Origin of the sequence: Rheinheimera sp. KL1, from assembly GCF_001275035.1 — a bacterium.
Lineage (GTDB): Bacteria > Pseudomonadota > Gammaproteobacteria > Enterobacterales > Alteromonadaceae > Pararheinheimera > Pararheinheimera tangshanensis.
In genome coordinates, this window is record NZ_LAMX01000016.1 from 1 (window position 1) to 21272 (window position 21272).

Here is a 21272-nt window from a genome sequence, read left to right on the forward strand (position 1 = left end):
AGTATTAAATCTGTAAGTTATTGATATGATTATAGGGTTTGTGGGGATCCGTCAGCCAGAATGCTTTTCCCGCGTTGATTGTTGTCACTGATAACCTGTCCATTTTCAGATGGATACGGTTATGCCCAGACAGAGAACTTCAATGCGTAAACTTCGTGAAATCCTAAGACTGCGCCTCTATGCAGGCCTGTCCATCCGACAAATCCGCGATAGCCTGCGTATCAGCATCGGCGCTATCCAAAAAGTAGCCACTACGGCCGAGCAAAACGGCATCACCTGGCCCTTGATTTGTATACTGGACGACAGCGAACTGGCCCGGCGGTTTTACCCTCAGGCCGATGCTCAAGTCTCCACACGGCTGGAACTACCCGATTGGTGCGCTGTGCACAAAGAGCTGCGTAAAGCCGGTGTCACTAAACATCTGTTGTGGGAGGAATACACCCAGCAGTACCCCAACCGCAGTTACAGCTACCCGCAGTATTGCCATTTGTACCAACAGTGGCAGAAAAAACAGCGCCGCTCGATGCGTCAGCATCATGTGGCAGGGGAAACCCTGTTTGTCGATTACGCCGGACAGACCGTGCCTGTGGTCTGTGGCAGTACAGGTGAAATCCGCTTTGCCCAGGTGTTTGTAGCTGTCCTTGGGGCGTCCAATTACACCTATGCGGAAGCCACCTTAAGTCAAACTTTACCGGATTGGCTAGGCAGCCATGCCAGAGCCTTCAGCTTCTTCGGTGGTGTGCCCCGCCTGATTGTGCCGGATAACCTCAAAAGTGGCGTCAGCAAAGCCTGCCGCTATGACCCGGACCTCAATCCTGCCTACCAGCAACTGGCTCATCATTACGACTGTGCCATCATGCCCGCCAGACCCTATAAACCTCAGGATAAAGCCAAAGCGGAAGTGGGCGTGCAGGTGATTGAACGCTGGATTTTAGCCCGGCTGCGCCATCACACCTTCTTCTCGCTGGCGGAGCTTAATCACTGCATCAAAGCACTGCTGCAGGAGGTGAATGAACGGCCCTTCAAGCAATTTAGCGGCAACCGCCGGGAATGGTTTGAACAGCTGGATAAACCGGCACTTGGCAACTTGCCGCGTGAAGTCTATCAGTACACTGAGATTAAACAGGTCAAACTGAACATCGATTACCACGTGCAGTATGGCGAGCACCTGTACTCAGCACCGCATCATCTGGTGGGAGAAAAGTTAGAACTGCACGCCACTGACCGCCTTATCACGCTGTACTTCCAGAATAAGCGGGTGGCCAGTCATCCGCGAGTGAACCGGCGTGGCATGAGTACCCAGGCAGAGCATATGCCCACCCGGCATGAAAAACACCACCAGTGGTCCCGTGGCCGGTTGATGAACTGGGCCAAAGACATCGGCCAGGATACCCTCGACTGGGTGGTTCGGGTGCTGGACAGTAAAACGCATGAACAGCAAGGCTACCGGGTCTGTCTTGGATTGCTCAACCTGACCCGTCAGTATCCACCAGAGCGGCTGAATCAAGCCTGTGCGATTGCCAACACCCATCAACTCAATCGCCTGAAAAACATCAAAGCTATCCTGTGTAGCAATCTGGATACCGTGGTCACCGAAGACGAAAAATTACCTGCATTACCCCAGCACCACGAAAACATCCGTGGCCCCCAAAGCTTCCATTAACAGAGACCACTATGAACCAACAAAACATCACTTTATTACGACAACTGAAACTGACAGGCATGGCGCAGGCCTTGCTGCAGCAACTGGAACAACCCGGCACCTATCAGGGGCTGTCGTTCGAAGAGCGGCTACAACTGCTGATAGACCATGAACATCAAAGCCGGGATAACCGCAAGCAACTACGGCTGCTGACCAGCGCCACCCTCAAAGTGCAGGCCAATGCCCGCGACATCAACTACGAACACCCGCGCGGGCTGAGCCAATCGGTGATGAGCGGTTTGCTCAGCAGTGGCTGGGTGAACAAACAACAAAACATCCTGATCACCGGCCCCTGCGGCAGCGGCAAAACCTATCTGGCGTGTGCCTTAGCACACAGCGCCATCCTAAAAGGCCACAGTGCAAAGTACTACCGGTTATCACGTTTACTGCTGGAACTGAATCAACAAAAAGCGGATGGCACTTACAGTAAGGCACTGAAACACATTGCTAAGTATGACGTGCTTATCCTGGACGACTGGGGCCTGGAACCACTCAAGGCCACACAGCGCAACGATCTGATGGAAATCATGGGCGATCGGCACCAACACGCATCCACCATCATGGTGAGCCAGTTGCCAACAGAAGAATGGTATCAGGCGATAGGAGATAACACGCTGGCCGATGCCATCCTGGACCGACTGATGCACAACGCCCACCGATTGAAATTAAAGGGAGAATCAATGCGAAAAGACAAAAGTGAATTGACTGAAAATGAACACCTGAGCTAAAAAGGAGCTGAGCCCAACTCGGGAAAAAACTGGTGTTCACAATCACCAGAATCGGTGTTCAGATAAAACAGAATACGCAATTGACTGGGATCAGTAAAAAAACGAACTAAAAAGTCTAGAATGCTAAACTTGTCAACTGAGAATGTTTTATCTGCTGATGGACTGCTTATAAATGAAAGAGCACATTATTAATGCTGCAATAAACCTCATTGAGACAGGCGATCCTATGCATTTTTCAGTGGCTAAAGTCGCCAAAGCTTTGGGGATATCGCAGGGTAATGTCACTTATTACTATCCAAGACGTGAGGACTTGGTGGAGTCAGTCGTTGAACGACTGATCCTTAGATACACATCTACTTCAAACTTCGACTTTGAATCGGGAAAAAACAAAGGAGAGCTGATCTCGAAAAAATTCCTGAGATTTCTGCTAGAGGACGCTCGAAGCCCTAAACTCGTTAAAATCATGATTTTTATATGGAGTAATGCATTAGGAAACACGAATATAGCAAAACACCTCGCACAGCTCTATAAAATGCCTGTAGAGGTGCATCTTCGGCTCTCAGGCAACGAAGGAACTGAAAAGCAATCTCAAACTATTTATGCCTTGTTGACGATCACGAGCATAATTAACGGCCTCGTTCCAATAATGGGCATCGCGAATTCGCCTTTTAATTACGAGGAATATTCAGTCTACTTAGAGTCACTCCTTGGTAAACTGCTTTTCTGACACACTGATTTCACTTTTAAAGTACATAAAAAACAACAAATTACCTCCAAATGAAACGGCATTTGTAAATCTTCATTTTTGGCTTAAAAATACTCAAATTTAATTAGCAACACCTACCTAATCAATATTAGACTATGGTTATTTAAAGCGGTGTTATACAAGAGTATCCATGCGAAATAATCAGCCAATCACTCGAAACGAAAGAACTTTTCCTGTTACAACCAAATTGATTTCAGTAACCGATACCAAAGGCACTATTATCGAATGCAACGATGACTTCGTTGAGGTGAGTGGTTATGAAAAAAATGAGCTGATTGGTAAACCACATAATCTTGTCCGGCACCCAGAAATGCCAGCGGCGGCATTTGAAGTGATGTGGACTCACCTCAAAGCAGGAAAACCATGGATGGGTTTGGTCAAGAATCGTTGTAAAAATGGTGATTATTATTGGGTAGATGCTTATGTCACACCGGTCACTGAAAAAGGCAGGGTTGTAGGTTATGAATCGGTACGCTCTTGCCCTAAGCGCGAAGACGTTGTCAGAGCAGAGGCGCTTTATGCAAAAATTAATGCCGGAAAACCATTAGCCAAAGCTCCTTTGATATCGAAAACGAACTGGGTACTTATCACTGCACTGGTGCTGTGCTCGGTTCTATTGTTAGCGGGCTTTCAAACGTTATCTGAATTACTACTTGTGCCTTCTGTTTTAATTTATGCCGTGTTGGTATCGCTAAAAAATCAACGCACGCTCCAATCGCTAAATGAAATGCTGGCAAGTAGCTTTTCACATGAACTAGCAGCACAAACATATACAGACTCTCATGGCACACTTGGTTTATTAAAAGTTGCAATATTAAGCCAGACTGCACATCTAGGAACAATAATTACCCGAATCGAAAATGCGGCGCTTAATGTGGCAAAAGAGTCAGAACAAGGCTATCAACTCACGCTGAAAACTTGCAGTGAGATAGAAAGGCAACAAGCAGAAACATTTCAAGTAGCAACAGCGATGAATGAAATGACCACGACCATAGCGGAGGTATCTAAGCATGTGTCTGACACTGCCAGTCACGCAGATATTGCCAATGATTTGGCTGTCAAAGGCAATGAAGTGGCCGAAGTCACGCGCCAATCCATTCAAAAGCTCAGAGATACGGTATCGGATATCAGTACATCAGTAGCGGAAGTATCAGAGCAAACCAGTCTCATTGCACAAGCGGCTCAAATCATCGAACAAATTGCAGATCAAACCAACTTACTAGCGCTTAATGCAGCCATAGAGGCAGCAAGAGCTGGTGAGCAAGGCCGAGGTTTTGCGGTAGTCGCCGATGAGGTACGTAACCTAGCAAAACGCACGCAAGAATCCACCCGCGAAATTTACTCTATTGTGCAGCAGCTAACGTCTAAGGCACAAAATGCAGTAGATACTGCAAATTTAGGTACGCAAGCAGCAGATGAAGGTCTGTTAAAGGTGTTAGAGAGTGGCAAGATGCTTAATGGTATTTCGGACGCAGTAGAACAAATAGCGCACATGTCGACCCAAATGGCTGCAGCAGTGGAGGAGCAGGCTCATGTAGCTGATGATATTAATAGACAAGTGGTGAACATCTCTGATTTAGCCGGCACAAGCTCAGACAGTGCAAATCATACTTCTGACTCTATTACTTTGCTAAAAACTACAGCGGATGAATTGCACGAACTGGTGGTGCGTTTCAAACGCTAGTCGCTTGGCTAAATTACAAAGTCATTTATTCGTAGTATTCGATATAGAGGTTACTCGATGAGATTGGGGCTGTTCAGCAGTGCGCCATTGCTACTTTTTTTGCTAGTGACCTTAAGCCTTGCGCTTGCATCAGTCTCAGCTTTGCCCGACCATTTTGGCCGTTTAGATGCTGACCATTTGTGGCTGACTCATCTGACATTAGAGCTTGCCTCTATTTTTGTGTCGGTCTCAATTGTCGCCATCTTGTTTCAACGGGTGGACGAAACCAAAAGTCGCTTTACCAATACGATTGTCTTTAGTTTCACAACGATTGCATTACTTGATTACATTCATTCGCTGTCATACCAAGGTATGCCGATATTCATAACAGAAAGCTCCACCGAAAAAGCGATTTTTTTCTGGCTGTCATCAAGGACACTAGAATTAATGGCCATGGTAGCAATCTCCTTTCACTTAAAGCTGCATGGTCATAAATTAATATGGCTATCGGCTGCAATGCTACTTGCCGCTCTTATCGGCTACGTAGGGCTTTATCACTTAGATAGTTTTCCAGCCACTTTTATACCAGGAACTGGAGTTACTCAGTTTAAGACAAACTTTGAATATGTCCTTTTTATTGGCAATTCAGTGTTGGCGTTAATTTTTCTCAAGCAATACAAGCATAGTCAGCGTGGTCAGTATTTATATTTCGCTGGCTCATGTTACTCAATGGCGCTTTGTGCATTAACACTCACAAACTATGCAACGCCATCAGACTACAGCCTACTTATTGGGCACTTATTTAAAATACTTTCAGCTGTATTCATTTACAGAGCAATTTACTGGACTGAGCTCAAGCGTCCCTATCAGTTAGCAAGATTGGCCGAAGCAAAAATCTATAAAAAAGATACGGAACTAAACACTATTTTATCCAATATTCCTTTGGGGATTATGCGGTTTGATAGTTCATTCAACTACCTGTATATCAACCCATATATGCAAAATATTTCATACATCTTTGATACACCTCAAATAGGGCGAAACATTCGTGATTCATTACCTAAAGAAGTGCTAGAACTGATGCTGACACACCTTGAGCAAGCGCTATCAGCCCATAAAGTTGAGTTTCAATTCGAATACACTTACTCAAATAACACCACAGTTCACCGCCAAGTGATTATGGTGCCAGAAAAAAATACTGAAGATAAAATAGAAACTGTACTTTGCTTAGTTGTTGATACAACGGAGAAGGAAACCGCTGAACGGATAAAATTAGCGGCGTTGCAGGAAACCGAAAAGCTCCGTAAAGCACTGGATGAACATGCCATAGTTGCGTTTACCGATGCTAAAGGCGTAATTACCTCGGTTAATAATAAGTTTTGTGAGATTTCTCAATACTCAAGAGATGAACTGGTTGGTAATACGCATCAGTTAATTAACTCAAAAGTTCATCCTCCAGGCTTTTTTAAGGAGATGTGGAACACTATAGCCACAGGAAGAATATGGCATGGTGAAATATGCAACAAAGCAAAAGACGGTTCATTGTATTGGGTGAACACGACCATAGTGCCGTATGTGGATAAAAACGGGAAGCCAACTCACTACATCGCGATTAGAGCTGATATCACGGAACGTAAATTTGCCGAACAGGAAGCGCAACGACTGGCCTATTACGACGAGTTGACTTCGTTACCAAACAGGCGCTTATTGAAGGAGAAATTGGAGAAGATATTAAATAATGCTAGCAATGCTGCTCCGGCTGTACATGCATTATTGCTCATCGACCTTGATAACTTCAAAGATATAAATGATTCCTTAGGCCATACTGCGGGTGACGAGCTGTTAAAGCAGGTTGGTTCGCGACTGCAGCAACAAACAGGATTAAATCAGACAGCAGCGAGGCTGGGTGGTGATGAATTTGTTCTTTTAATCGCTGGTGTTGAGCAGACTAAATCAAACGCTTCTATCAAAGTAGCTGCACAAGCAGAACAAATTCGAGCAGCATTAACTGAACCTTACCTTCTTGATGGCCAAAGCCTGAGTATTACGCCGAGTATAGGTGTCGCATTATTCGATTGCTCCGAACATGACGCTTCTGAATTCTTAAAACAAGCTGATATTGCTATGTATCAGTCAAAAGCTCACGGCAAAAATCAGGTCAGTTTCTTCGACCCTGAATTACAAGCTGAACTAAACAAACGCAATGAAATGCTTCGAGAACTGAGCCTTGCAACTCATCAACACGAGTTTAAGCTGTTCTATCAGCCTATTTATAACAAGAATAAAACCACTGTGGGTAGCGAGGCATTAATCCGCTGGAACAGTAAAACACTAGGTATGGTATCTCCAGCACAGTTTATACATTTGGCTGAACAATCTAATCTCATTTTAGATATTGGAAACTGGGTATTGCACACTGCATGTAAGCAGCTGTTTATGTGGTCGTTAGATGAATGCCGCTCTGCCTGGACTGTCGCAGTCAACGTAAGCGCAAGACAATTGCAACAGCCAAACTTCGTTGAAACAGTAAAAATGGCGTTAAAAGAACATGGGGCTAATCCATACCGATTAAAGCTGGAAATAACGGAAAGTATGTTGCAGGTGAATGTAGATGAAACCATTAAAGCCATGAAAGAACTGCGTACACTGGGGATCCGCTTCTCACTGGATGATTTTGGTACTGGTTATTCATCACTCAACTATCTGACTAAACTGCCTATAGATACGCTGAAAATTGACCGCTCATTTGTTGAGAATATGATCAACTCTCAAGAAGATGCTGCAGTAGTCGCTACAATATTATCACTGGCTTCAACTTTGAAGTTAGAAGTCGTCGCTGAAGGTGTTGAAACAGAGGAGCAACTGGAATTCTTAATTAAGTCCGGTTGTCAGTCATTTCAGGGGTATTTGCTTGGAAAGCCTGTGCCAGCTGAACAGCTACGCAACGGATGCTTATGAATAAAGGCATTTTAACAGTTATTAACGTGAATCATTAGTTCACCAAGGGCGAATAGCTGTTGCAAAAAATTGAGGTTCACAAAAAAACGAATGTTGGCTTTGCCTTATTTGCGGACGTTCGCTATTGGTTTAGTACACGTCTCAAGTTAATACAATGGTATGCGACCGCTGTTAACCGGAGTATGTTATCTGATCAACAAAATTTGGATGGGCAGCGGGCTCGGCTCATCCAACGGTTTGAGCACTTTTACAGGACATCACAGCTGAGTCATTCGCTGCAGTTAACTATCGTTACAGTTAGCTAGCGCAACATTTAATAACCACTGCGCAGGCTCAGCAGGTGTGTCCCATCGGCTGCACGGACGATTAGCTTTGCGTTGCTGGTTCAGCTGCCGGTTGCTCGGTGGCTGGCTTACAGCTGCTGATCACTTCTTGCAAATGGCCACCCAAATCTTGCGTCGCAAAGTTTTGGGTTTGCTGTGCCAAGGTGGTTAAGGTTTGCATGGCCTGTTCAAAGCCTTGTTGGCTGATGATCGTTTTCGCATATGCCGCCACATCGGCGCCTTGTTCCAGCATCGATGTCACGGTATTTAAACTGATTTCTTCGGAAAACAGCTGTTCCATATCAGCCAGTAATTTTGCTACTTGCGCTGATTCAACCAAGGCACCTTCGACAGAAATCAATTTTCCCATCGGATCGGCCGCCAAGTTTTTGGCGACACAAGCTGCAACAGTTCCAGATTCCGCACTTTGCGCTACCGCTTGCAGCCCTTGTTCACGAATTTGGGCGATGGCTTTTGCCATTTCCGGATCTTGCATCAGCCATTGTTGTTCTTGGGCATTTTTCGGATCTTCACCCAAATAACCACAACCGGTCATGCCAACCAAAACACTCAGTGCTAATAAAGGACTTAATTGACGCATAAAACACTCCTGATAGTTAAAAAGACGGCGCTACTTTACGTTGGATGCAGACAGTTGAATGCGTAAAGTAGCATGTATGAAGCATCATGCATTTAATGCTAACTAAATGGGGGCTGTTTCAGTCGGATCGAAAGCAATCCGATGAATGACCTGTAAAAAAGGTTGGTTCACCTGAGTTCAGGTGAGTTAAAAGTCTCGAAGAGAATTTGCGCTATATAGGCACACTGAAGCGCCACGTATCGAATGCAGCAGCTTAGCGTTTTCGTTTGCCAGTGATCATCGGTTTGATCAAGGCGATGCGGCCCCACCATTGTAAACCTAATACCGCAACCACATGCACACAAGCGAGGACAAATAAGCCATCTGCCAATCGTCCGTGCAGGGTTTCGAGTGCGTCGCTGCCAAAGAAATAATCAATTTCTTCGAGTAAAAAGCCTGTTGTCGTTAAAGCACTAAACAGCAGCAGAGAGAGATACAGCCACAAATAGCCAAATGGATTATGCCCGGAGTCGGGGTCAACTTGCCGATGCCGAAGATGATTAAAATGGGCTCGCCAATGTGCTTTATCTAAAGCACTGATCGAAAAACGTGCATTGTGGGGACCCAATCTTCCCCATAGCAGTCGGATGATCACCACCAGAAACAGTGTATACCCTGCAGCTTTATGCCAAAAACTACCGGTTTCGAAGATCCAATAATTCAACACGAACATCAAAACAGCAACCCAGTGCAGCAGACGCAACACTGGGTCCCAAATCATCAGCTCAGAACCTTTGTTGTCCTTCACTTTTTCTCTTCTTTCACCACCGCAGCATCTACCGGGTTAAAGTAGATTTCGACTTTTTCTTGCTGTGGGTTTTTGCCATAAATTTCATAACAATTGCCCGGGGTGACTTTAAATTGATCAATCACAAAGCCTTTGGCAATTAAGGCATCTTGAAAACTTTGCTCACTTTGCCAGGTTTCTTTGGCGGCGGTGGTGCATTGCACTTCAGATTCTTTGGCACAACCGGCAAGCACGGCGATAGCACAAATCAGCGGAACAAGTGAATATTTCATACAAGGACTCCTTAGTTACAGATGAGCAATGTTCAACATTGTGTTTCTAAAATCTTGATGATTCTAACAAAGTGGCTGAGGTTTGTCTGTCGATAGTTGGTTCGCTTAGATGGTTTGTTACAAAGATCGGGGCGCTCGCATGTGTTGTCGTTCATTCGGTGGTTGACCACGAGCTTTTTTTCAATCACATACAGCGATTGGATCATCGTTATTGCTTCATCGGCGATAGGTGACAGGCCTGTTTGGGTAATGTTGTCACTTTTGGTCACAGCGATACAAATTAAACGCAGAGATCTCTTGAAACGAAAAATTAGTGATGGAGGCTTTTTAAAAATTCTAGCAGCGAGTTGAGGTCTCGAAATTTGCGAGAGCGCCCAATTCAGTTTTGTCGGCAAACGTCTGCTTTCAGTGAAAAGCAGTGATTAAAGTGTTACTTCGGGGAATCGCTCACTGAGCTGTTATGAAAAATGTGAGGCATAATTTTACTCCTCTACGGTGACTTCTATTGGGGTATGAGCTTTCGGAGCAAAGGTCATTTTATGAAGTTAGAAAAGGGTGGTGAAAACATGAGTGGTCACGCCATGGTCACCGTTTGGTCACCAAACATAAAAAAACCACTTGAGTTTCCTCTAAGTGGTTGATTTGTATGGTGCACCCGCCGCGATTCGAACGCGGGACCTCTGCCTCCGGAGGGCAGCGCTCTATCCAGCTGAGCTACGGGTGCGCAACGGTGGGCATTTTATGGGGCTTTGTGGTTATTGTCCAGCCAGCATTTGGCCTAATTCTGTTGCTTGGGTTTGACGGCGCAAAAATTAACCAACTTCTACTCAAAGCAGCGCTTTTGCCGCAGAAGCTGTGGCTTTGTCCCAAAGGCAACAGAATTCCCTATTTGTCATCTTGTGTGCTTGCCAAAAATATGTAACTTTCAATGCTATGGGAAGGTATTGATATCACAGTAAAACACTGTGATATCAGATAAAAGTGTTCAGTGCTGGCGTTGGACGTTCGGCTTGAGGTGGGTATGGAGTCGGTGAAGGGTAAAGTGTATCGGCCTGCTTTGGGGCTGATGTTTGATGACAAAGTGATCACTGCGTTTTCTAATCTGTGGCGCTGTTTAGGCAATGCTGATTTCAGTACCGCTGTGATGGATGTGCTGGAAGCTGTGTGTCCTACCGATTCTTGTGGGGTGCTGGTGTTTTACCGCCAGCGTAAGCCTTTGAGTTTATTGCACCGTTTACCCTGTGGATCGTAAAGTCTCGGCTGATATTTATTCCACAGGGCCTTATGCGCTTGACCCTCAGTACCGGCTGTTTTTAGCAGGTTGCCCTACAGGTGCTTATTGGCTGCGTGATGTGGCGCCTGATGATTTTTATTCCAGCGAATACTACGAAACCTTTTATTCCAAAACCGGTGTGGCCGATTCTATTGATGTGTTGTGGCGTATTGATGAGGACTCGGCACTGGTGTTTTTTATGCAGCGTAATATTCATAGCAGCGAATTTACTGCTGCCGATTTAACCGCGCTGAATATGGTGTTGCCGATTTTATCTGAAGCTTTGGCCAAACATTATCAACTGGCCGCTGCGTTGCCGCTGGCTAATCCGGATGATAAAACTCACCAGCAGGTGGAATGTACCTTAAGTCATTTTGCCAGTTCTTTGCTGACCAAAAGAGAGCGTGATGTGCTGCTGTATATGCTGCGTGGTTATTCGTCGGCTTTAACGGCGGAGAAGCTAAATACCTCAGATGGCACAGTGAAAATTCACCGCAAGAATATTTACCGCAAGCTGGAAATTGGCTCACAGGCTGAGCTGTTTTCGTTATTTATCAACTGTATTCCTTTTGCCCGGCCTGAAGAGAATACCGATCCACTCCAGCTCTACCAGCAAAGCCACCAACCCCTTCGTACTTGAAGCCACAACTTTGTTGACTGCATGATTATTACAGAATAAGGCTCGCCCCAGTCACATAGTGTATCTATGCTCCTGGGGTCTCGCGAGCTTGTCGCCTCGCTGTGACTGCAATTACTTTGGGGTACTATCAATACCCCTGTGGCAGTGTCTAAAAAATAAACTACTGCTTTCTGGGTAGCCTTTGCTTCTGTCTGGCTGCTTTAAACCACCTGCTTCTACCCCCAACAGGATATATAAGCTTTGGCTTTTACTCTCTATTATCAAAGTGAAATCAAAACCAGACCAGGGCAGTAATAGCAAAGGCACACAGAGGCCGGTTGTTACAACGTAAGCCCGATAAAAATAATAATCACAGGCGGACATGGACCTGTAGCAACAAGCCGGAGTTAACAACATGACACAACAGAAGCTGAAATGCCTGCGCCGTTCCGCTTTGGCTGCGCTGATTACCGCAGCCCTTAGCCAGAATATGGCGTATGCCGATTTATCCGTAGGTTCTATTTTTGGTCAGACCGAAAAGGGTGTGACTATTTCGGTGAAAAACTTACAAACAGGCTTAAAACGCGAACTGACCTCAGACAACAGTGGCCGTTTTAATTTCTCCCAGTTACCTAGCGGCCGTTATCAGGTCGTTGCCAATGGCGTGACCCGTGAAGTCAATGTCGCCATAGGTACTGGTACGCCGGTCAATTTCAGTGAAGAAACCACTGAACGTATTGCTGTGGTGGGTTCGACTATCAGCCCTATTGATACCTCATCTGTTGAGTCGAGTACTGTATTTACCGCCGCTCAGATGGAACGTTTGCCTGTAGGCCGTGATATCAGCGATGTAGCTTTATTAGCGCCAGGCACAGTGCGGGGTGACAGTGGTTTTGGCAAGTTGGCGTCTTTTGGTGGCTCTTCTGTGGCGGAAAATGGCTACTACATCAATGGTTTTGATGTGACCAACGCCCGTACTTTTTTATCTTATGGCCGTGTGCCTTTTGACGCCATTGGCGAGCAGGAAGTAAAACCGGTGGTTTTGGTGCTGAATATGGCCGCGCCTTAGGTGGTGTGGTCAATATAGTCACCAAACGTGGTACCAATGAGTGGAAATTTAATGGCTCAACTGTCTGGTCTCCGGCTGATTTAGCAGCCTCAGGTCGTGATGTAGTCAGTCGCAGTGGTGAAGCAGGTGAGCGCAGTTATTACTCGGCGTACCGTTCGGCCGATGAGCAAGATGAGTTGTCTTACAGCTTGTCCGGTGGTGGTGCTATTGTGCAGGACAAGCTGTTTTTTTACGGCTTACTCGAAGGCAAAAAAGACAGTTTTGATTCGTATGAAAGTGACCGCAGCACGGCTGGCGAAAACACCTCGCCTAATGGTTTGGCTAAGTTCGACTGGTACATTACCGACAACCATATTCTGGAAGTGACAGGCATTCGTAATGTCGAGGAAACCGACTACACCGAATACCTGAACCCGGATGATGAGTATTTTACCGGTAAGCATGGCAACGAGCGGGTGCGTTACACCGAACGTAACGGCGGCGAAATTCTGATTGGTAAATATACAGGCCATTTAACTGAAGATTTTACAGTAGGTGTGCTGGTGGGGCGTTTAACCAACGACTCAGACTACATTACGCCTGATCCACTGGCGGGCGATGATTGTCCTTTGGTGGATATTTACGATCAGGACACAGACGATGTGATTGATGTCGGCTGCTGGAACAATATCGATGTGCGTTCGCTGGAATTTGGTCCCGACAACGACGAACGTAAAGCGCTGCGTTTAGATGCCGAGTGGCGTATTGGTGAACATACCTTACGTTTTGGCTACGACGACGAAACCTTCACTTCCCGTATTGCCGGTGCTGAATATTCAGGTGGCGTATTCTATCGCCGTTATACCCCGGTCGATTTTGAAGACAGCTGGAACGGTGTCGATATTCCGGCCAACGCCCATGTGGTGCGCAAGCGCACCCGTACTTCGCCGTCAGGCCGCTATGAAGTGAAAAACTCAGCTCTGTATTTAGAAGACAGCTTTTATGTCACAGATAACCTGATGTTGTACGCAGGTATTCGCAGCGAGTCTTTTGATAACCTCAATGCCGACGGCGTGTCCTTTGTTGATGCCAGCGATATGACTGCTCCACGTTTAGGCTTTGTTTGGGACGTAGAAGGCGATGCCAGCTCTAAGCTGTATGCTAATGCCGGTCGCTACTATATTCCTATCGCCGCCAACACCAATATCCGTGCTTCCAACTGGCAATATGTCACCACCGAATATTACCTGTATGACGGTGTGGTCGACCCCACTACTCAGGCTCCGGTGCAGTTAGGTGAAAAGCTGGGCGATACCTTAACCAGCGGTCGCAACAGCTCACCCGATCCGGCCACTGTGGCATCAGCCAACTTAGAGCCAATGCTGCAAGACGAACTCATTTTGGGTTATCAGCGTGAGTTGTCCGACTTATGGACTGGTGGTGTCAGCTTTATTTACCGTGAAGTGAAAAACGGTGTGGACGACTACTGTGGTCGTCAGGCCTTTATCGACTTTGCTGAAGATCAGGGTTTTGAAGATTTTGATGCGGATACCTTATCTACTTGCATCATCCTGAACCCGGGTGAAGCTCTGGAAATGGATATGGACGTGGCAGGGGATGGTGTGTTGCAACGGGTGACTGTGCCAAACTCTTACCTGCAACTGGCCGACTACAAACGCACTTACAAAGCGCTGGAGTTTAACTTTGAACGTGCCAGCGACAATGGCTGGTATATGCAAGGAAGTTATGTTTGGGCTAAAAGTCAGGGCAATAGCGAAGGTTTGGTCAACAGTTGGCTGGAATCTGAGTCACCGGGTTTAACCAACGACTTTGACCATAAAGTATTTGTTGATGGTACAGACGGTTATTTATCCAATGACAGACGCCATACCTTTAAGTTGTTTGGTGGTTACGAGCTGAACGAAGAAATGGAAGTATCAGCTAACTTGCTGGTGCAATCCGGTCGTCCTGTTAGCTGTTTTGGTTATGCACCCTTTGACGTCGATGAAGATGAGTATGAAGTGTTTGAACGTTATGCAGCCTCCAGCTTGTATTGCCGCAACGTGGATGGTGAGCAGGAGCTGACGCAACGTGGCCAGTTTGGTCGCACGCCATGGACTTACACTGTGGATTTAGGCTTCTCCTACCGTCCACAATGGATGAAAGGATTACTGCTGCAAGCCAATGTATTTAACGTGCTGAACAGCCAGCGTGTCACTGAATATGATGAGAAAGGCGATTTGTCGCTGGAAGATGAAGGCCAAAACCCTAACTTCCTGAACGATCAAAACTATCAGAGCCCACGCTCTGTGCGTTTAACCGCGCGTTACTCGTTCTAAATCTCCTTCGTACTTGAAGCCGCAGCTTTGTTGACTGCGCCTTCTCGCCCCGGTCACATAGTGATCTATGTTCCCGGGGTCTCGAAGGTTTGTCGCCGCGCTGCAACTCCAATTACTTTGGGGATTGGGTATGAAGTGTTGCTTTTTTAACAGCCAGGCTTGAAGCAACTGGCGCAACGGAATCAAATCTGATGCTAAATCCATCCAAGAAATCCCTAACCCTGCTGCCTCTGGCGTTGTGCTTGTGTACATCAGTGCAGGCGGCAGAACTGACCTCAGGCAAAGAGCTGTGGCTCTTTGGTGGCGGTGAACCTATTTGTTCCAGTGTGGAACTCAAGCGCTGTGCGCCGGATAAACAAGCTGAAGCTGCGGCTTATTTTCAGCGGCATCAGGGCGTGACTCAGAAAACATTCAAGCCTGATGCTAAACGCATCGCTGAATTAACAGCTTTGCCACATTGGCCGGAGAAAGCGGCCAGAGCGCAGCAAGTCAAACCTCTGCTGCTGACTAAGCTTGAGCAGATGCAAAACAAAGACTGGCCGGAAGATAGCTGGTATAGCGAGTTTGAGTCTTTTGAGCTATCCGATGACGAGCAGAATTTATTGGATGATGTATTTGAGCAGCGGCCTGTATTAAAAGACGGCAGCACAGCTCAGGTGAAAGTCTATTTCGACGGCACAGAACTTTATGTGCAGCAGATGTTTCAGCATTTTATTCAGTCAGCGAAAAACCGTGCACTAGCGCGGGCTAAAACCTCTGGTGCTGCAGCTGTTGCTAAAGTAACAGCACAAAAACCTAAGTTAGTGCTGATCAGTGCATCCTCCAATAGCCCTATGGATTGGGTGGATTATTACCTGCAACTCTTTAATGCAGCTGGTGCTGATGCGGTCTGGCTGCCGATAGAGCCAGCCTTAGTGCAAGTGGGCAACTGTGATAGGTTGGATCAGGACAGATTCCGCTGGAATGGTCAGTACAAAAGATCGGAGCGTTACCCTGAGCTGGCAGCGTATCAGCAGAAGATGTGCCGTAATCCAGATTTGATGAAGCAATTACTGTTGGATGCCGACGCCATTTTTATTAACGGCGGCGATCAGTCTCTGACTATGCGCAGCCTGCAGAAAAAGCCGGGCGAATTTACCGAGCTCGCCAGGCTATTGCATCAGCGTATTGATGCCGGAGTGCCACTGGCAGGCTCCAGCGCTGGTACTGCAGTGCAGTCAGGTAATACCAGGAAAAAGATCCCCATGATCAGCAGTGGCCAAACGGTCAAAGCGCTGCAATACGGTGCTTATGCCACCGAACCTAATGCACCTTTGTGCCACTACCATCAAAGCTGCAGCTCAGATTTGGATGGTAGCTGGTTAACTTACAGAGCGGCTGGTGGCCTGCAGTCTTTTACTTTAGGTGTGACAGATACGCACTTTCGTGAGCGCAACCGTGAAGGCCGGTTATTACGTTTACTCATCGATACCAATACAGACTTTGGTTTTGGTATGGATGAAGCCACAGTGCTGCGGGCTAATTTTATCGACCCGGATACAGCACAGTTACAAGTCGAAGGCCGGGGTGGGGTTTGGATAGCAGATGCCAGTGCAGCCAAAGCTAAGGCGGTAAAACAAGGCGATAAAACCACAGGCTGGAGTGCATCAGGCATGAAGTTTAGCCGTTTACTCGCAGGCGATACCGCCTTTTTCCAGCAAGGTATTCAGCAGGCTAAGCTGCAATGCACAGCGCCAGATCTGCTAGAGAACAGCAAAGTAGCCCCTGATACTTATGCTGCAGTGGATGGTCGGGTCTGGCAGGCCTTGCCTGGTCAGGTGCAGGCGTGTCAGCGCGAAGATGGCCGTTGGCGTTACCTGAACTTGTCTATGAGTCTACAGGTGGCCTATGAGTCTGCAGGTGACTTATGAGTGAGTTGCCATCCGGCATCAAGGCAACGGGCTGGCGTATGCCAGATACCTTACTCATTGTATTTGCGGTCTTGCTTTGTTCAGCCTTGCTGACCTTGCTTGTGCCGCAAGGTCAGTTTGATACAGCTCTGGATGCCAACACAGGACGGCAGTTGTTGCTGGCCGATAGTTACCGTATGGCACATAACGGCGAGCCTCAGGCTGTGGCTTTATTTGCTGATGGTGAAAAAACCGGTGTGTTGACGGCCTTTTTTGATGGCATGACCTCGGGTTCCAGAAATGGCTCAGCCATAGGTGTGATTATTTTTATTCTGCTGGTCGGCGGCAGTTTTGGTGTGTTGTTACGCACCGGAGCTGTGGATGAATTGCTGAAGCTTCTGATCAGCAAAATGCAGCATAAAGCCCGTTTGTTATTGCCTGTAATGGCGCTGTTTTTTTCTTTAGGCGGCGCTATTTTTGGCATGGGTGAAGAGGCGATGGCCTTTGCTATTTTGCTGGTGCCGCTGGTGCGAATGCTGGGTTACGACGCTATTACTGCTGTGTTACTTACTTATGGTGCCACTCAGATAGGTTTTGCCACCTCCTGGATGAACCCTTTTTCTGTGGCTATAGCCCAGAGTATTGCTGGCTTGCCGCCTTTGTCCGGCTCGGGTTTTCGTATCGCCATGTGGCTGGTGTTTACGCTGATTTATATAGCCTGGTTTATCTGGCGGGCTGAACGGCTCAGACGCAAAGCCGATCAGCAAACCGATTTTCAGATCACCCATCAGTTTCACTGGGGCCATTCGTTGGTGGTGCTGACTTTAGTAGCAGGCATGGTCTGGGTGGTCTGGGGTGTGGTGACTCAAGGTTATTTTCTGCGGGAAATTGCCACACAGTTTTTTGTCATGGCCATTGTCAGTATGACTTTGGGCACAGTACTGAAACTAAATAACACCAGCTTAAATGACTATGTCGATGCCTTTAAAACCGGTGCGGCTCAGCTGTTGCCTGCGGCTTTAGTGGTGGGCATAGCCCAAGGCATTATTTTGCTGCTGGGCGGCACTAACCCTGAGCAGCCGACTATTTTAAATACCATGCTGCATTCTGCCGCCAGCAGTATTAATGGCCATTCAGAGCTATTTGCTGCTCAGGCTATGCTGGTGTTTCAGAGTGGTTTTAATTTTTTTGTCACTTCAGGCTCAGGTCAGGCCGCTTTAACTATGCCTTTGATGGCGCCTTTGTCGGATCTGGTTGGCATCAGCCGTCAAACTGCCGTGTTGGCGTTTCAGCTGGGTGATGGTTTGGCGCATCTGTTTTATCCCACTTCAGCGGCTTTGATGGGCACGCTGGCCATAGCTGGTGTCGAGTTTAGCCAGTGGCTGCGGGCTATGTGGCCGCTGTGGTTATTGCTGACCGGCATGAGCATGCTGACTATGTGTGTAGCTGTGGCCATAGGGTACTGAAGTCTGGGTATTCAATTTTCTCAATCAGGGCTGCTGTCAGCCGGAGCAACAAGGATTTTTTATGATCACCAGAATTATCAATGGGATCTGTTATTCGCCTGAACCTTTGGGCCAAACCAACCTGCTAGTGGCAGGACGTCAAATTGCGGCTTTAGGAGCGCAAGCAGAGCTGAGCGGAGATATAGTGCAAACTGTCGATGCCAGTGACTGTTATGTGGTACCGGGTTTAGTCGATTCGCTGGCGCATATTATTGGCGGTGGCGGCGAAGGTGGCTTTCGTAGCCGCACTTCTGAGTTAAAAGTTACAGATGCGATTGAAGCAGGAGTTACCACTTTAGTGGGTGTACTTGGCACGGATGCTGTCACCCGCACTTTAACCAATCTGTTGGCCAAGGCGCATGCGCTGGATGAAGAAGGTTTAACTTGTTATTGCCATACCGGCTCTTATCAGGTGCCAGCTTATACTCTGATGGACGATTTACTGCAGGATTTGGTGCTGATTGACAAATTTATTGGTGTAGGTGAAGTGGCTATAGCCGATCACCGCTCATCGCAGCCGACAGTGCAGGAGCTGGCGCGTTTAGCCTCGCAGGCCCGTGTTGGCGGAATGCTTGCAGGCAAAGCCGGTATAGTCAGTGTGCATGTGGGGCCTTCGCCTGAGGGCATCACACAATTGCTGCAAGTGGCAGCCAGCACTGATATTCCTCTGACCCAGTTTTATCCGACTCATATGAACCGCAATCAGGCCTTGTTGCAGATGGGCTTTGATTATGTGGCTCAGGGTGGTTATATCGACTTAACCACCAGCACCACGGCGCAGGATTTAGCTCAGGGCGAAATCAAATGTGCCGATGCCTTGTTGCAGGCGGTCAAAGCTGGTGTGAACTTACAGCAGTTGACTTTTTCATCCGATGCCAATGCCTCGTTGCCGATGTTTGACGCGCAGAATAATTTTGTTGGTTTAGGTGAAGGTCGTATCGCCAGTTTATACGAAGAAATGACAGATGCGATTCGTTTAGGGGTGCCGGTGCAGGATGCGCTGCGGGTGGTGACTTCAAACCCGGCCCGTATTTTAAAGCTGCCGCACAAAGGCCAGTTGCAGCTGGGTGCTGATGCCGACTTGTTACTGATTGATAAACATACTTTGGAGTTAAAGGCGGTGATGGCAAAAGGCCGCTGGTTGTTTTCCGATGGCCGTGTTGCTGTAGAACGCAGCAGCTTATTTTTCTGAGCTGATTCTTTAGTGATCGAGCAAAGCAAAGGTGTTGATTTTTCAGCACCTTTGTTTCCACAATAGCAGCCTGACGACAAACTTAGGATGCTGTGATGACTCCCGCTGTTTTGCTGCTGAAAAAACTTAAAGTGCCGCATCAGGTATTGGAGTATCAACACGACCCTGCGGCTGAATCTTATGGTCTGGAAGCTGCGACCAAGCTGGGTTTAGCTCCGGTTGAGGTGTTTAAAACCTTAGTGGTGGCTTTGGACGGTAAAGAGCTGGTCACCGCCATAGTGCCTGTGGATCAGCTGCTGAATATGAAGCAGCTGGCTAAAGCTGCTGGTGCAAAAAAAGCCGCTATGGCCGCAGCTGCTGATGTCGAACGCAGCAGTGGTTATGTGCTGGGTGGTGTCAGCCCGCTTGGGCAAAAGAAACTACTACGGACTTTTATTGATGAGTCGGCAGCTGATTTTGAAACTATCTATGTCAGCGCTGGTAAAAGAGGTCTGGAGATAGGGCTCAAGCCTGCGGATTTACAGGCTTGCCTTAAGGCTAAGCTGGTGAGCTTATGTCAGCACGAAGGTTAAGAGCTAAGCCTAAGTCTTAACCAAGCGTTGTATCCAATACCATCATTACCGCAAAACCCACCATTAAGCCCAAAGTAGCTGCTGTCTGATGGCCATTGCGATGGGTTTCAGGTATCACTTCATGCGATACCACAAAAATCATAGCGCCTGCTGCTAAACCTAAACCCATAGGATAAGCGGCGGCAAAACCACTGGATAAACCTACGCCAATTAAAGCACCTAAAGGTTCTAACAGACCGCTGGCTGCTGCGACAAACACAGCAAAACCAGGTTTAAAACCTGCAGCTCGTAAGGATAAAGCCACAGCTAAACCTTCAGGGATATCCTGCAGCGCTATAGCAGTGGCCAGAGGCAAACCGACCGACATATCGCCATTGGCAAAACTAACGCCCACCGCCATGCCTTCAGGTAAGTTATGTAAGGCTATAGCAAAAACAAATAACCAAATGCGATCACAAGCTTGAAAACCCGGGCCACAAGGGCCGGTTTTGTCGTGTTCATGTGGGGTAAACGCATCTAAACCCAGCATCAGCAATACGCCTAATGACATACCAAACACCACGACCAAAGCACCCAGAGTGTCGCTTTGAAATAGCTCTGTGCCTGCTTCAATGCCTGGTAATAACAAGGAAAAAGCACTGGCCGCCAGCATCATGCCTGCAGCTATACCTAATAAGCTGTCTTCCATCGCCTGCGGCAAACTACGAAATAACAAAGCTGGCAAAGCGCCCAAAGTGGTGGCGACAAAACCTGCGCTGCCGCCCAGTAACGCCAGCTTTAAGTTTTCAGAGGAAGGGGAGTTGGATAAATGCACAATACTTTGTCCAAGCAGGACCAGTACCGCCAATAAACCTAAAGCTAAACCTACAGCAGCTAGTTTGTGTTCGCCGGCGTGGTGTTTGAGTTCACTCAGCCAATCCGAGCTTACAGATAAGGTCTTTTCGTTCATGCTCAGTCCTTTGCCAGATAACTGCTGTAGTTAATCAAGTTAAGTATTAATCCGCAAGCGGCTTTGCTCTGAGCGGAGTAAAGCAT

The 21272-nt window shown here is 47.2% G+C and carries 17 protein-coding genes and 1 tRNA gene; 13 read left to right on the plus strand and 5 right to left on the minus strand.

Features of this window, described 5'->3' with window-relative positions:
* Window positions 1-121: 121 nt before the first annotated feature.
* The 5 genes from istA to WH43_RS07970 all read left to right on the plus strand — a co-directional run bounded on the left by istA (window position 122) and on the right by WH43_RS07970 (window position 7817).
* Window positions 122-1663: an IS21 family transposase gene (gene istA, locus WH43_RS07950; protein ID WP_053424104.1), complete on the plus strand. Its 1542-nt coding sequence runs from the start codon at window positions 122-124 to the stop codon at window positions 1661-1663.
* Between the two features lie 11 nt (window positions 1664-1674).
* Complete coding sequence (gene istB, locus WH43_RS07955; RefSeq protein ID WP_053424105.1) at window positions 1675-2430, plus strand: IS21-like element helper ATPase IstB; 756 nt, start codon at window positions 1675-1677, stop codon at window positions 2428-2430.
* A gap of 172 nt (window positions 2431-2602) precedes the next feature.
* Entirely contained in the window at window positions 2603-3157 is a 555-nt protein-coding gene (locus tag WH43_RS07960) for a TetR/AcrR family transcriptional regulator (RefSeq protein ID WP_053424106.1), read from the plus strand.
* A 169-nt stretch (window positions 3158-3326) separates the two neighbouring features.
* Window positions 3327-4880, plus strand: a complete 1554-nt coding sequence (locus WH43_RS07965; RefSeq protein WP_053424107.1) for a methyl-accepting chemotaxis protein — start codon at window positions 3327-3329, stop codon at window positions 4878-4880.
* 57 nt (window positions 4881-4937) lie between these two features.
* Window positions 4938-7817 carry a bifunctional diguanylate cyclase/phosphodiesterase gene (locus WH43_RS07970; protein ID WP_053424108.1) on the plus strand — a complete coding sequence of 960 codons (2880 nt, stop codon included), beginning with the start codon at window positions 4938-4940 and terminating at the stop codon, window positions 7815-7817.
* 366 nt (window positions 7818-8183) lie between these two features.
* Here the strand turns inward: WH43_RS07970 and WH43_RS07975 are convergent, their stop codons facing one another.
* The 4 genes from WH43_RS07975 to WH43_RS07995 form a co-directional block, all read right to left on the minus strand.
* A complete protein-coding gene (locus WH43_RS07975) occupies window positions 8184-8741 on the minus strand; it encodes a hypothetical protein (protein ID WP_053424109.1) in 558 nt (185 codons plus the stop codon).
* Between the two features lie 253 nt (window positions 8742-8994).
* Window positions 8995-9528, minus strand: coding sequence for a cytochrome b/b6 domain-containing protein (locus WH43_RS07980; protein WP_053424110.1), 534 nt, complete (start codon window positions 9526-9528; stop codon window positions 8995-8997).
* Window positions 9525-9800, minus strand: a complete 276-nt coding sequence (locus WH43_RS07985; protein ID WP_053424111.1) for a PepSY domain-containing protein — start codon at window positions 9798-9800, stop codon at window positions 9525-9527. Before WH43_RS07985 ends, WH43_RS07980 begins: the two co-directional genes overlap by 4 nt.
* A gap of 647 nt (window positions 9801-10447) precedes the next feature.
* A tRNA-Arg gene (locus WH43_RS07995) sits at window positions 10448-10524 on the minus strand.
* Window positions 10525-10821: 297 nt separating this feature from the next.
* Between WH43_RS07995 and WH43_RS08005 the strand changes: the two genes are divergently transcribed.
* From WH43_RS08005 to ybaK, 8 genes are all read left to right on the plus strand, one after another.
* Entirely contained in the window at window positions 10822-11052 is a 231-nt protein-coding gene (locus WH43_RS08005) for a hypothetical protein (RefSeq protein ID WP_053424114.1), read from the plus strand.
* On the plus strand, window positions 11042-11713 hold the full coding sequence (locus WH43_RS08010; protein ID WP_053424115.1) for a helix-turn-helix transcriptional regulator: 672 nt from the start codon (window positions 11042-11044) through the stop codon (window positions 11711-11713). Before WH43_RS08005 ends, WH43_RS08010 begins: the two co-directional genes overlap by 11 nt.
* Window positions 11714-12107: 394 nt before the next feature.
* A complete protein-coding gene (locus WH43_RS08020; protein ID WP_053424117.1) occupies window positions 12108-12761 on the plus strand; it encodes a carboxypeptidase-like regulatory domain-containing protein in 654 nt (217 codons plus the stop codon).
* A 5-nt stretch (window positions 12762-12766) separates the two neighbouring features.
* Entirely contained in the window at window positions 12767-15079 is a 2313-nt protein-coding gene (locus tag WH43_RS08025; protein ID WP_053424118.1) for a TonB-dependent receptor domain-containing protein, read from the plus strand.
* A 191-nt stretch (window positions 15080-15270) separates the two neighbouring features.
* On the plus strand, window positions 15271-16989 hold the full coding sequence (locus WH43_RS08030) for a cyanophycinase (RefSeq protein ID WP_082335720.1): 1719 nt from the start codon (window positions 15271-15273) through the stop codon (window positions 16987-16989).
* Complete coding sequence (gene yfcC / locus WH43_RS08035) at window positions 16986-18434, plus strand: putative basic amino acid antiporter YfcC (protein ID WP_053424120.1); 1449 nt, start codon at window positions 16986-16988, stop codon at window positions 18432-18434. The genes WH43_RS08030 and yfcC overlap by 4 nt, the downstream gene beginning before the upstream one ends.
* A gap of 61 nt (window positions 18435-18495) precedes the next feature.
* Window positions 18496-19665, plus strand: a complete 1170-nt coding sequence (gene iadA, locus WH43_RS08040; protein WP_053424121.1) for a beta-aspartyl-peptidase — start codon at window positions 18496-18498, stop codon at window positions 19663-19665.
* 95 nt (window positions 19666-19760) lie between these two features.
* Entirely contained in the window at window positions 19761-20237 is a 477-nt protein-coding gene (ybaK, locus tag WH43_RS08045) for a Cys-tRNA(Pro) deacylase (protein ID WP_053424122.1), read from the plus strand.
* A gap of 16 nt (window positions 20238-20253) precedes the next feature.
* Here ybaK and WH43_RS08050 read toward each other — a convergent pair whose 3' ends face one another.
* A complete protein-coding gene (locus WH43_RS08050) occupies window positions 20254-21186 on the minus strand; it encodes a ZIP family metal transporter (protein WP_053424123.1) in 933 nt (310 codons plus the stop codon).
* Window positions 21187-21272: the final 86 nt, after the last annotated feature.

Coding starts and splice junctions, on each gene's coding strand:
- istA (WP_053424104.1), top strand. CDS start 122: ATGCCCAGACAGAGAACTTCAATGCGTAAACTTCGTGAAATCCTAAGA.
- istB (WP_053424105.1), top strand. CDS start 1,675: ATGAACCAACAAAACATCACTTTATTACGACAACTGAAACTGACAGGC.
- WH43_RS07960 (WP_053424106.1), top strand. CDS start 2,603: ATGAAAGAGCACATTATTAATGCTGCAATAAACCTCATTGAGACAGGC.
- WH43_RS07965 (WP_053424107.1), top strand. CDS start 3,327: ATGCGAAATAATCAGCCAATCACTCGAAACGAAAGAACTTTTCCTGTT.
- WH43_RS07970 (WP_053424108.1), top strand. CDS start 4,938: ATGAGATTGGGGCTGTTCAGCAGTGCGCCATTGCTACTTTTTTTGCTA.
- WH43_RS07975 (WP_053424109.1), bottom strand. CDS start 8,741: ATGCGTCAATTAAGTCCTTTATTAGCACTGAGTGTTTTGGTTGGCATG.
- WH43_RS07985 (WP_053424111.1), bottom strand. CDS start 9,800: ATGAAATATTCACTTGTTCCGCTGATTTGTGCTATCGCCGTGCTTGCC.
- WH43_RS08005 (WP_053424114.1), top strand. CDS start 10,822: ATGGAGTCGGTGAAGGGTAAAGTGTATCGGCCTGCTTTGGGGCTGATG.
- WH43_RS08020 (WP_053424117.1), top strand. CDS start 12,108: ATGACACAACAGAAGCTGAAATGCCTGCGCCGTTCCGCTTTGGCTGCG.
- WH43_RS08030 (WP_082335720.1), top strand. CDS start 15,271: ATGCTAAATCCATCCAAGAAATCCCTAACCCTGCTGCCTCTGGCGTTG.
- yfcC (WP_053424120.1), top strand. CDS start 16,986: ATGAGTGAGTTGCCATCCGGCATCAAGGCAACGGGCTGGCGTATGCCA.
- iadA (WP_053424121.1), top strand. CDS start 18,496: ATGATCACCAGAATTATCAATGGGATCTGTTATTCGCCTGAACCTTTG.
- ybaK (WP_053424122.1), top strand. CDS start 19,761: ATGACTCCCGCTGTTTTGCTGCTGAAAAAACTTAAAGTGCCGCATCAG.
- WH43_RS08050 (WP_053424123.1), bottom strand. CDS start 21,186: ATGAACGAAAAGACCTTATCTGTAAGCTCGGATTGGCTGAGTGAACTC.